This window comes from Lapidilactobacillus concavus DSM 17758 (genome assembly GCF_001435835.1).
Lineage (GTDB): Bacteria > Bacillota > Bacilli > Lactobacillales > Lactobacillaceae > Lapidilactobacillus > Lapidilactobacillus concavus.
This window is the reverse complement of record NZ_AZFX01000032.1, coordinates 1-11,645: the sequence shown is the minus strand read 5'-3', so window position 1 is coordinate 11,645 and position 11,645 is coordinate 1. Positions and strand designations below refer to the sequence as shown.

The 11,645-nt window shown below is 42.9% G+C and carries 10 protein-coding genes; 2 read left to right on the top strand and 8 right to left on the bottom strand.

The window, feature by feature from the left end; genetic code table 11:
* Positions 1-116: 116 nt before the first annotated feature.
* From FC15_RS03015 to FC15_RS03005, 3 genes are all read right to left on the bottom strand, one after another.
* Complete coding sequence (locus tag FC15_RS03015) at positions 117-1,007, bottom strand: 3'-5' exoribonuclease YhaM family protein (RefSeq protein ID WP_057823846.1); 891 nt, start codon at positions 1,005-1,007, stop codon at positions 117-119.
* A 71-nt stretch (positions 1,008-1,078) separates the two neighbouring features.
* Positions 1,079-1,423 carry a YlbF/YmcA family competence regulator gene (locus FC15_RS03010; RefSeq protein WP_235803320.1) on the bottom strand — a complete coding sequence of 115 codons (345 nt, stop codon included), beginning with the start codon at positions 1,421-1,423 and terminating at the stop codon, positions 1,079-1,081.
* Between the two features lie 94 nt (positions 1,424-1,517).
* Positions 1,518-3,617 (bottom strand): PBP1A family penicillin-binding protein, encoded by a 2,100-nt coding sequence (locus tag FC15_RS03005; RefSeq protein WP_057823842.1) that lies wholly within the window; start codon positions 3,615-3,617, stop codon positions 1,518-1,520.
* Between the two features lie 104 nt (positions 3,618-3,721).
* Here FC15_RS03005 and FC15_RS03000 point away from each other — a divergent pair, with 104 nt between their 5' ends.
* Positions 3,722-4,588, top strand: coding sequence for an RluA family pseudouridine synthase (locus FC15_RS03000; RefSeq protein ID WP_057823840.1), 867 nt, complete (start codon positions 3,722-3,724; stop codon positions 4,586-4,588).
* Between the two features lie 92 nt (positions 4,589-4,680).
* On the opposite strand, the gene FC15_RS02995 is transcribed toward FC15_RS03000, so the two are convergent.
* From FC15_RS02995 to FC15_RS02975, 5 genes are all read right to left on the bottom strand, one after another.
* On the bottom strand, positions 4,681-5,637 hold the full coding sequence (locus tag FC15_RS02995) for an ABC transporter permease (protein ID WP_057823838.1): 957 nt from the start codon (positions 5,635-5,637) through the stop codon (positions 4,681-4,683).
* Positions 5,634-6,791 (bottom strand): ABC transporter permease, encoded by a 1,158-nt coding sequence (locus FC15_RS02990; RefSeq protein ID WP_057823835.1) that lies wholly within the window; start codon positions 6,789-6,791, stop codon positions 5,634-5,636. Before FC15_RS02990 ends, FC15_RS02995 begins: the two co-directional genes overlap by 4 nt.
* Positions 6,791-8,332 (bottom strand): ABC transporter ATP-binding protein, encoded by a 1,542-nt coding sequence (locus FC15_RS02985; RefSeq protein ID WP_057823833.1) that lies wholly within the window; start codon positions 8,330-8,332, stop codon positions 6,791-6,793. Before FC15_RS02985 ends, FC15_RS02990 begins: the two co-directional genes overlap by 1 nt.
* Before the next feature lie 112 nt (positions 8,333-8,444).
* Positions 8,445-9,530, bottom strand: coding sequence for a BMP family lipoprotein (locus FC15_RS02980; RefSeq protein WP_057823831.1), 1,086 nt, complete (start codon positions 9,528-9,530; stop codon positions 8,445-8,447).
* Between the two features lie 312 nt (positions 9,531-9,842).
* Positions 9,843-11,147, bottom strand: coding sequence for a D-serine ammonia-lyase (locus FC15_RS02975; RefSeq protein WP_057823828.1), 1,305 nt, complete (start codon positions 11,145-11,147; stop codon positions 9,843-9,845).
* A 339-nt stretch (positions 11,148-11,486) separates the two neighbouring features.
* On the opposite strand from FC15_RS02975, the gene FC15_RS09110 reads away from it, so the two are divergent.
* Entirely contained in the window at positions 11,487-11,618 is a 132-nt protein-coding gene (locus tag FC15_RS09110; protein WP_157051238.1) for a transposase, read from the top strand.
* The last annotated feature ends 27 nt before the right edge of the window (positions 11,619-11,645 follow it).

Genomic DNA, 11,645 nt, shown 5'->3' with positions numbered 1-11,645 from the left:
ATACCTTAGCTGCGTAAAACTATTTATTTTTGTCTAACTTTTATGTTGCACTTCAAAACCACAGCTACGCTTTTTTCACGTTGATCATCATCTCTAAAATCGTGGATGAAACTTTTCTAATCTTTAGGCCGATAGAATTGGCGATTGTCCAGGCCAAAGACACGTTCGCTAAAACTTCCTGGCTCTGTCTTATTCAATGCCTTTGAAATCATATTGATTGATGCATCGATCTCATCGATATAATGCAACACTTCCGCCTCTAGTAACTTCGGCCGTTCAGGTGACCCATATTCAAGCAAGCCATGATGCGCAAGAACCATGTGTCTAAGCAGCAACACATCTTCATCCGCTTCAGAAATCTTCAGTGCCTGACAAGCTAAAACGATTTGTTCATCGATCAAGACGATGTGTCCAATCAGATTGCCAGGAACCGTATATTCAGTGCCAACCGCTCCACTCAGTTCAATTGTCTTACCCAAATCATGCAAAATTGTGCCTGCGAGCAACAGTGAGTAATTTATTTGCGAATATTGTTGGCTGATTGCCTTTGCTAGCCGCATCATGCTCAGTGTATGAAATGCTAACCCACCGGTAAAGTCATGATGATTCGACTTAGCCGCAGGGTGCTCATAAAAAGCATTCTGATATTTCTGTAACAAGAAACGAACAATTCGATTCCATTTTGCATTCTGGATATCAAACATGGCCTTCTGGATTTCATCTTGCATCTGTGCAGAAGACATCGGTGCCTGTGCAACGAATTGACTCGTTTGAAAACCTTCATTTGAATCCGCTAAAAATAGTTTAGTGATTTTGACTTGTGGCTGCCCGTTGTAAAGATCACGCTGACCCTCAAGATGAACGATTGCCCCACTTGCAAAATGCTGGATGTCTTCGTCTTTAGCATCCCAATACATTCCAGAGATTTCACCGCTTCGATCTTGAAAAATAAGCGAGATGAATCGTTTACCGTTTTTAGCAACGCGAACTTCCGCCTGTTTAATCATCACAACAATCTGGAAAGGTGCCCCATTTTTTAAATTAGCAAGTTGTCCTGCCAAGATAGCCACCTCTTTTACTAGTCTTGATACAGCTCTGTGATTGGCTTGGTGACAATCTGATTCAATTCATCCATCACGCGATTCATTTCTTGTTCACATGACATCAAATCTTTCATCAAGTCGATTTGCATCAATTTACCACTGAAATCACGCATTTTTTGGATATCATCGTCAGAAATTTCTTGTCCGGACGCCTGCTTCTGCTGGAACTCCGCCTGTAATTTCTCCATTTGCTGGAATAAACCATAGGCAACTGGATCGGCCTTCATCTTTGCAAAAGCAGTCTTCAATGCCGTGTATTCCGGTGTCTGTCTTAAAGCAGTCGCCATCTCGTTTGCATTATCATAAATATTGATTGTCATCATCTTGCTCCTTTATTTGTGCCGTCGTAGAGTATCTTGCAATGAGTGATTTTGAATCGTTCAAACTTGCTGTGATTTCAGGGACAAGCACGTTTTAATGGCCAAATAAGCCTTTAACTCCATTATACCATTCATTAACCTTTTCTTTGGCATGATTCAGTGTATCTCCAACGCTATTTTCAAAATCGGCAAACCAGTCCCCACTATGACCACTTCCGGTGCTTTGTCCATTTTGAGAAGCAATTGCCGCTGCATCCTCTGTTGAAAAGCTGGTACGTGCCGTATAAGGTAAAATATTAGTCATTTCTTGTTTGAAAATACCGCCGATATAACTTGCTGTGAGATAATGTTGCTCATCCGTCTTGTCATAACCGAGCCAAGTTGCCACCACAATATCAGGGGTATAACCAACGATCCATTGATCCTTCGTGCCACTGCCGGGATAACTGTCTGGCAATTCAGTGCTCCCTGTTTTACCCGCAACATTATAACCAATGGGTTTGGCGTTCTTACCGGTACCTTCATTGAAGACACCTAACATCATACTCGTCATCGTTTCCGCCACTTTTTTGCTGAGAACTGTTTTGCTTGAGATTTTGGTATGATCAACAATCACGGCGCCAGTTGCATCAACGATTTTGGTAATAAAATGTGCGGTCGTCATCTTGCCATTATTAGCAAATGCCGTGTATGCCTGCGCCATCTGTAACGGTGAAACACCCGTCTGTAAGCCACCTAGGGCAAGCGCTAAATTTTGATCGACTTTGGGCACTGGGATACCAAATTTTTCTAACGAGGCCACACCTTTGCTGATCCCAATTTGATCAAGTAACCAGACGGCGGGCACGTTACGGCTCTGCGCAAGCGCCTGGTACATTGGGACTTGACCAAGATAACTGCCATCCACATTTGTTGGGTGATATTGATTTTTACCAAAGGTCATATCTTTATCTGTCAATTCTGAATCATAATGATATCCATTTTCCAACGCCGGAGCGTAGACGGCTAACGGTTTGATCGTCGATCCTGGCTGACGTTTGATCATCGTGGCATAATTATAACTTCTGAAACTATGCTCGCCGCGCCGACCTACAACCGCTAAAACACCGCCAGTTTGTGGATCAAGCGCAATTGATCCGGATTGTGGCATCGTCCCATCTGCTGAATTGCTCGGGAACAACCAATTATTATTGTAGGCATTCTGCATCTGTGTTTGGGCATTAGGATCTAAGCTCGTATATATCTTATAGCCCTTGTTCAGGATGTCTGATTCAGAAATACCATAATCATTTATCGTCTCACTAATTACCGCGTCAAAATAGTACGGATAGCGGTAATTATTCGTCGCTGAATAGGTGTTTGTGATTGTCAAAGCCTCTTGCTTAGCTGTCGAAACCTCAGACGAAGATAGAAAATTCGTTTGTTGCTCAAGATCCAGAATCAAATTACGACGACTAGTCGCATTCTCGGGGTGCTTAACAGGATCATAGAAAGTTGGATTCCGGAGCATCGCTGCTAGTGTCGCCCCTTGTGCAGCCGTGAGCTGACTCGCATTACGTCCGAAATACCGCTTGGACGCATCTTGAACGCCCCAAATACCGTTTCCAAAGTAGGCATTATTTAAATACATGGTTAAAACGTCTTGCTTGCTGTAGACACGATTGATTTCAATCGCCAAAAATAATTCTGCGATTTTACGCGTGAAAGTTTGCTTCTGTGTCAGTAGCATATTCTTAGCCAATTGCTGCGTGATTGTACTTCCGCCGCCGTTAATTTGGCCATGGTGTATAATATAGTTCACACCTGCTCTGGCAATACCCTTAATACTGAAACCGTGATTTGAATAAAAAGTTCGATCTTCGGTTGCAATCACTGCATGCTGAACATTTTTCGAAATTTCTGGTAGTTCGACGAAAGTTCCTTTTTGTGAATAGAGACTACCCGCTTTCTTACCATTGCGATCAATAACCGTGGTCACCGTCTTTAAAGATGCTTTGAGGTCGCCCACATTTGCGGTTTTTGCCTTAATCGTATAAAAGGTCGAAATACCCAAAAACAGAATTAAAAACACCAGGATCAACCAGCGTGTTAATTCTGCGTGTCGCCATGCGACTTTTAATTTTTGCCAAAAGCCGTTAAGATAGAGATGCTGCTCTTCTCGTGGGCGTTGTTTTTGATCGTGCTTACGTTTCATCTTTATCAACCACCAATGAGTTTAATTTTAACACGACCGCTTCAATTTCCATCGGACCAACGCCTCATTTACAACTTTTTTAGAAATCAGCGAAGGAAGACGTCATGAAGACCTATTTTTCGATTCAACTCCCGGATTATTTTGAACCACTCACCATTCGACAACTCCTCAAATATTGGTTAGTTCCCCGCAAGTGGCAACATTTATTGCGCATTCAAGAAAAAATTCTAGTTAATCAACGCTATCACCATTTCGATGAATTAGTCCATGGAAACGATCTGATTACACTTGATTTTGATTTTCTACCCACCAACACACAATCATATTTACCAGATGATTCCCAGCGCCCCACGATTCTGTTTGAAGATGAAACCACGCTAGTGCTCAATAAACCTGCAGGTATTAAGACCCATCCTAATCGACCAGACGAAACTGGTACTATGCTGAATTATCTCCAAGCCAACTCCCCTAACGTCTTGATTGTTCATCGTCTGGATCAACAGACCAGCGGCGCCCTGCTGATTGCAAAAAGTACCGTAGTTGTCCCTATTTACAATCGACAATTAAGTTCGAAAATGATGAAACGGGACTATCTCGCATGGATTGAACATCCACAGCTACCAGATAGTGGCACGTTAACCGGACCGATTGCGTCTGATCCCAATGATATTCGTAAATTTCGAGTAGATCCTGAGAACGGTCTTCCTGCAACGACTCATTTTCAAGTTTTGAAGCGAACTGATCATGCCGCACTGGTTAAATTAACACTGGAAACCGGACGAACACACCAACTTCGAGTCCATTTGAGCCATTTTGGTCACCCAATCATCGGCGATCCACTTTATAACGACAACACACATCCGAATGACAAAATGTTGCTTCATGGCTATCAATTAAGCTACGAACAACCCTTTGGTTTCCATACCATTCAACGCGTACAAGCCCCATTACCTACCTATTTTCCAAAATAATTGAAATAACCTTCTCGAGTCCACCAACAATGATTAGATCGATTGGTCAGACTTAAGAAGGTTATTTTTGACAATAATGGTTACTGAAGCAATTATTTCGATTTAATATAATTTGTTCCGTTCGCCTTTGGCCCAACAGCTTTGCCCAAGAAGAGAACGAGAACCAAAATGGTTAAGACATACGGTGCACATTGCAAGTAGACAGAAGGAATCTTCGAGATGCCTGGCAGCTGACCCCCAATAATACTTAAGCTTTGCGCAAATCCGAAGAATAGTGCAGCACCCATCGCACCAATTGGATTCCACTTACCGAAGATCATCGCCGCCATCGAAATGAAACCTTGACCGACAATCGTCCCAGCGGAAAAATTACCTGAAATCGATTGTGCAAATACCGCACCACCAATACCACCAAGAAGACCAGAAAGCAACACACCTGCATATTTATAACCATAAACATTAATCCCAAGCGTGTCAGCGGCTTGCGGATTCTCACCCACAGAACGTAGACGCAAACCAAACTTGGTTCTAAATTGGATCCACCAAGCAATAATCGCGATGACGATTGCAATGTAAGCCATCACCGAGGTGTTTTTGAAAAAGATCTGACCAATCACAGGAATCTTCGACAGTCCTGGGAAACTAAAATAGCCAAAACTCTGTGCGATATTATCGGTTTGGCCTTTTGCATAAATAGCTTTCACGAGAAAGACGCTTAATGCAGGTGCCAATAAGTTAATAACGGTACCACTCACGATATGATCCGCACGAAAATTGATTGTTGCGACCGCATGCAGTGCAGAAATCGCAATTCCAACGACACCCGCAACGATTAGAGCTAGCCAAGGGGTCGCTTTACCAAAGGTATCTGCAAAAGTGAGGTTAAACACCACGGCACTAAACGCACCCATCACCATGATACCTTCCAAACCGACATTGACCACGCCACTGTGTTCAGAGAACGTGCCACCCACTGCGGTAAAAATCAACGGCGTTGAAAAGACAAGCATTGAGGAAACAATTAACGCAATCATACTCACCATATTCATGATATGCGTCCCCCTTTCTTCTCTTGATTATCCGGTATATCCGAAGAAGTTGTCGTGCTTGTCTGAGTTTTTTGTGTGGCAATTTGCTCAGTTTCACGGGTTTGACGCTGTTTGAACAAAAGTCCGATCACATAATCAATGGCAACGAAGAAAATAATGCTGGCAACGACAATGTTGACGATTTCAAACGGCACACCTGCACCCGTCTGCATGCCCAGTCCACCAATCTTTAGCACACTGAATAAGATCCCAGACAGGAGAATACCAACAGAACTTCCACTTCCTAACAGGGAAACTGCCATCCCATCGAAACCGATGGAAAGAGACGCAGTTTGAGTGAAGAAGTTCTGGTAAGTACCCAACCCTTCGACCACACCACCAAGTCCAGCCAGAATGCCTGACAGAACCATCGACATAATAATCGTTCGTTTACTACTCATCCCAGCATACTCAGAAGCGAATGGATTCATCCCCACGGAACGAATTTCAAAACCTAGGGTCGTTTTTTTCATAATAAACCAGACGGCAACTAACGCAATCAGCGCTAAAAACAAACCACCGTTAATTCTTGACCCACCAAAAAGGTCGCTAAGCCAAGACATCCGCAAACTGGCATGAGCACTGATTGACTGCGTTGCATCTTGACTGGTTCGAAAACTCTTTGGCATGATATTCTGCATCAAGTAAGTACTCAAGTAGAGCACAACGTAATTCAACATAATCGTCACAATAACTTCACTGGTTCCAAAAAAGGCGCGTAGCACACCAGGAACAGCAGCGGTAATGGCACCCGCAAGTGCACCCACTAAAATAGCAAGCGGTAGAAGAATGTAAGTTGGTAAATTAGGAAATGCGAGTGCTATCCAAATGCTACCAATCCAGCCAGCAAGTGCCTGACCAGATAAACCAATGTTGAAAAAGCCAGCAGAACTAGCAACCGAGAATCCCAACGCTGTAAAAATCAACGGCGTCGCTTGTCGCAAAGTCTCCCCAATTGCGGAACTAGTACCTAGCGCGCCTCGCAACATTGAACTATATGCTTGCATCGGCGAATAACTAAAAATCAACATCACAATGGCACCCACTAAAAAACCTAAAATAATCGAAATCAATGGGACCAAAATCTTTTTAACTGGTTGACTGACTCTTAGCATTATTTCACCTCCTGGGCAGCCGCTTGCTTGCTGGAACCAGCCATCAACAGACCTAATTCCTGTTCGGTGGTTGTTTCAGGACGTACTTCACCGGCAATTTTGCCATCGTGCAAGACAATAATACGATCAGATAAATTCATGATCTCATCCAATTCAAAACTGACCAATAACACTGCTTTCCCTTTATCACGTTGATCGATCAATTGGCGGTGGATGTATTCGATTGCGCCAACATCAAGTCCACGTGTAGGTTGACTGACAATGATCAACTTCGCATCGCGGTCCAATTCACGCGCAATAATCGCCTTTTGCTGATTGCCGCCCGATAACTCACCCGCCTTTAACTGTTCGTTGGTCGTTCGAATATCGTAAGTCTTGATCAACCGAAGCGCGTGTTTACGAATCTGTTTATAGTCCAAAATACCGTGATGACTGAGCGGTTGGTGATAGTAAGTCTGCAACGAGAGATTCTCTGCAAGCGACATCTGTAGAACAAGCCCGTATTTATGCCGATCTTCTGGGACATGTGAGACGCCCATTTCGGTGATCTTACGAACTGGCGCGTTCGTCAAATCGTGTCCTTCAATCTCGATTGAACCACTAGAAACCTTGCGAAGCCCAGTTAACGCTTCGATCAATTCGGTTTGCCCATTCCCATCGATACCTGCAACGCCGAGAATCTCACCCGCGTGAACCGTGAAATCAATGCCCTTAACGGCAGGAATTCCGCGACTTTCTTTGACCTCAAGTTGTTTGACATTCAAGACTGGTGCGCCAATCTGTGCAGGCGCTTTGGGAATCTTGAACGTCACACTATGGCCAACCATCATTGTTGCCAGCTCTTCACTTGAAGCATCAGCAACTTCGACCGTTCCAATACTTTTTCCACGACGAATCACCGTACAACGATCAGCGGCCAGTTTAATTTCCGCCAGCTTATGCGTAATCAAGATGATTGATTTACCCTCAGCAACTAATCCCTTCATGATTTCAATCAGTTCATCGATCTCCTGAGGTGTCAAAACGGCAGTTGGCTCATCAAAAATCAGTACTTTTGCGCCACGATATAATATTTTTAAAATTTCGGCACGTTGCTGCATTCCGACTGAAATCTCGCTAACCTTAGCCGTCGGATCTACTGCCAAGCCGTATCGATCAGACAATTCTTGAATCTCTTTTTGTGCCTGCTTGCGATTGATCACACCACCGGTACTCGGCTCTGTCCCTAAAATAATATTCTCGGTCACCGTGAACGCGTCAACAAGCATGAAGTGCTGATGCACCATTCCGATGCCAAGTTGATTAGCGATCGTTGGATTATCAATGCTGACAGGTTCACCGTTCATTAAGATCTCGCCTGAAGTTGGCGCCAGCAAACCAGACAAAATATTCATCAACGTGGATTTACCGGCGCCATTTTCGCCTAAAAGTGCATGAATTTCACCAGGTTTAACTTTTAGATCAATCTGATCATTTGCTTTAAATCCAGAGAAGTCCTTGGTAATTTTACGCATTTCAATGACATAATCTGATTTTGTCATTGCTACCTCCCTTTCTATTCGATAATGATTTAGTCGACCTGTACAAATCTTCTGATAAAAATACTCCTTGCTCAACTGCTTGAGCGAAGGAGTAAAGATAATCTATACGCTTTTATTTAGCAGGATGTTCAGGCACTTTAATTGTACCATCAATAATTGCTTTTTTGGCTTTCTCGACGGCACTCTTGGCTTTAGCAGATAATTGACCATCTGTTAAGCCAACACCATCCTCTTTCAAACCATAGGTCAAATGCTTGCCACCAGGGAATTTACCCTTCATCGAAAGATTGGATAAGTCTTCAGTGACGCTGCCAACACCCTTTAACGTTGAAGTTAAAGTGAAGTTAGCGGATTTCCCACTCTTGGTTGTATATTTGCCTTCTGCGGACTGGTCACGATCGACACCAATGACCCAGACCTTCTTAGCACCATCCTGATTAATTGCTTTAGCTTCTTGAAAGACCCCATTGCCAGTTGCACCAGAGGCATGGAACACAATGTCGGCGCCCTGTTGATACATACCTTGTGCAATTGATTTACCTTTATCAGGCGCATTGAAATCACCAGCATATTGATTGATGATCTTAACCGTCTTACCTAATTCTTTAGCACCAGCTTTGACACCAGCAGTGTAACCAGCATCAAAACGATCGATGACGTCACCCTTTACACCACCGATAAAACCAACTGTATTTGTTTTGGTCGTATATGCTGCAGCAATTCCGGCAAGGTATGAAGCTTCATTATCCTTAAACGTTGCGGAGACAACATTTTTAACGCCTTCGATTGAGTCATCAATGATGACAAAATTGGTCTTTGGAGATTTTTCTGCAGATTTCTTAATTGCAGGTTGAAGTTTGTAACCAATTCCGAAAATTGTTTTAAATCCAGCTTGTGTTGCCTGATCAATATTCGGAATGTAATCGGATTCGTTCGAAGATTGGAAATACTGGAAGCCAGAATTACCACGACTCAAATCGTGTTCTTTGCCCCACTTCTGCAAACCTTCCCACGCAGATTGATTAAAGGATCGGTCATCAACGCCACCTGTATCTGTAATTAACGCAACTGTATGTTTTGTCGAACTTGAGTTGCTTGTATCATTACTCGTTCCTGTCTTCTTACCTGCACAACCTGCTAAGGTCAATGCAATGATTGCACTCAATACACCAGCAGCTAAAACTTTTGCTTTTTTCATTTCTGTAAAGCCCTCCTCAAAGTTTGATTGCTAATCTTTTTAGATCATTGAAACCAGATAGAAGTGTGATGAGCGTCTTATACCGACACTCACGGTTCTGAGACGGTTGATGTCTCGCGAATTGAAACAAACACAAGAACGATGGTTTTTTATTGTCCGAACATTCCTTATTCAACTTATCAAAATAGTTAAGATATGTCAATCATAAAGACAAACTATACCAATGATAATTTTTAAAGGCTTAGGCCATAGTAACTATATGTTTGAAGCACGTACCCATCATTAAGCTAACTTTAAGTCGGTAAAATATATTTATTTTTCTAAAAGTGACTGACCCTCTGATAAATATCGCGAGAAATCATCCGCCGGAACCATTGCACCACCAGTTGCCCAGACAATATGGGTCGAATCTGTCAGCGAGTACTGCTTAGCCAATTCCGTCTGGCAACGCGGTAAAATGGCAAACCCACTTGTAGCAGAAGGCTCAACCTTTATCTTTTCAGTCTCGTATAAGCGTGCTAATTCCGCCATCATTCGATCATCCTGGAAAGTTGCGGTTCCTAGCAATAATGTCCGCATAAACTTGCCAGCAATGCGTGACGGACGTCCTACGGCTAATCCGTCGGCCTTGGTGATTCCATCGATCCCCACATCATAAACCGAAATTTGATTGTTCATCCCGGTCATCATCCCCAGCGTCACTGAGGGAATATGCGTGGGCTCGGCAAAAATTGGGTGAACGTGCTCACCAAAGACTTGCTTCAAGCCAAACGCAACGCCACCAGGACTCCCACCAACACCCGCCGGCAGATAAACAAATAATGGATGATCTTCATTAACTTGGATTGAAGCCGCCTTAAGTTGCGCCTGCAAACGTAATGCAGCCACTGAGTAGCCCAAAAAGAGATCAACAGAGCCTTCATCATCAATGAAGTAGACATTTGGATCCTTGGCTGCTTGCTCACGACCTGCCGTAATTGCATTAGAAAAATTATCGTTGTACTCGACGACGATTGCACCCTTCTCGCGTAATAAATCTTTTTTCCATTGGGCAGCATCTGCCGACATGTGGACAGTCGTCTGGAACCCTAGTTTTTGAGCGACAATCCCGATCGATAAGCCCAAATTACCAGTCGAACCTACAGCAATACCATATTTACTAAACAACTTTTTGAATTCAGGACTTGCCAAAATCGCGTAATTGTCTTCATAAACTAACATACCCGCTTTAACGGCAATTTTTTCTGCGAATTTCAAAACTTCATAAATACCGCCCCGTGACTTGATTGAACCGGAAATAGGTAAAAGATTGTCTGCTTTCAAAAAGAGCTTCCCCGCAAGTGGCGAAGACAACTTTTCATTAATAGAAGTCTGCATTTCAGGAATAGGAATCAACGGTGACTCCAAAATCCCCTTGGTTGGCAGCGTCTCAGGGAACGCGACTTCAAAATACTTGGCAAAACGTTGAAACCTTGCTTCAGCATCAAAAATATCTGCAAGATCAATCGGTAACTCCGCCGATTCCTGATAATTCGGATTGTGCCAAAACAATGGTTTCTCCGCAATCAGCTGACCAACTTCTGGAAAGTCTGTAACAAGTTTATTGATATCCAACATCTTATGATTCTTCCTTATCTAGGCTTAAACCTAGTATAACAAATTCCAAATTAACTAGTAACAAAAATGAGAAGATTTAATAATTTTGAACAAGTCTTTGCGCGACTTGATGATGAAAGTTTAACGTTGTTGGGTTTCTTAAAATGGATAGATTTAAGTCTCATGGCAGCACGATGGTGAGAAAGTAGATTAAATCTATGCCTGTCTACAAGCATGGCATGACAGCTCCCACTTTTTGATGAACTTTAGTTGACGATGAACCAAAAAAGCACATTCACAGAAGTAAATGTTGAACTGAACCCCCGATGTTGGACCAAATCCAATACCGGGGGTTTTCATATGTCTAAGTTCTCAAAAGAGTTTAAGTTTAGAGTTGTTCAAGAATATCTCAATTATTCTGTTGGGATCGGTCAACTTGCACGCAAATACGGTATCAAGTCAGATGCTCCTATCCTAGTATTTGGTACATAAATTTCTGAACAGTTGTGCCATAATTAA

Excerpts from the sequence above, each read along its gene's own strand:
- FC15_RS03010 (WP_235803320.1), bottom strand. The coding sequence starts at position 1,423 with ATGACAATCAATATTTATGATAATGCAAACGAGATGGCGACTGCTTTA.
- FC15_RS02985 (WP_057823833.1), bottom strand. The coding sequence starts at position 8,332 with ATGACAAAATCAGATTATGTCATTGAAATGCGTAAAATTACCAAGGAC.
- FC15_RS02980 (WP_057823831.1), bottom strand. The coding sequence starts at position 9,530 with ATGAAAAAAGCAAAAGTTTTAGCTGCTGGTGTATTGAGTGCAATCATT.
- FC15_RS09110 (WP_157051238.1), top strand. The coding sequence starts at position 11,487 with ATGTCTAAGTTCTCAAAAGAGTTTAAGTTTAGAGTTGTTCAAGAATAT.
- FC15_RS02990 (WP_057823835.1), bottom strand. The coding sequence starts at position 6,791 with ATGCTAAGAGTCAGTCAACCAGTTAAAAAGATTTTGGTCCCATTGATT.
- FC15_RS02995 (WP_057823838.1), bottom strand. The coding sequence starts at position 5,637 with ATGAATATGGTGAGTATGATTGCGTTAATTGTTTCCTCAATGCTTGTC.
- FC15_RS03015 (WP_057823846.1), bottom strand. The coding sequence starts at position 1,007 with ATGATTAAACAGGCGGAAGTTCGCGTTGCTAAAAACGGTAAACGATTC.
- FC15_RS02975 (WP_057823828.1), bottom strand. The coding sequence starts at position 11,147 with ATGTTGGATATCAATAAACTTGTTACAGACTTTCCAGAAGTTGGTCAG.
- FC15_RS03005 (WP_057823842.1), bottom strand. The coding sequence starts at position 3,617 with ATGAAACGTAAGCACGATCAAAAACAACGCCCACGAGAAGAGCAGCAT.
- FC15_RS03000 (WP_057823840.1), top strand. The coding sequence starts at position 3,722 with ATGAAGACCTATTTTTCGATTCAACTCCCGGATTATTTTGAACCACTC.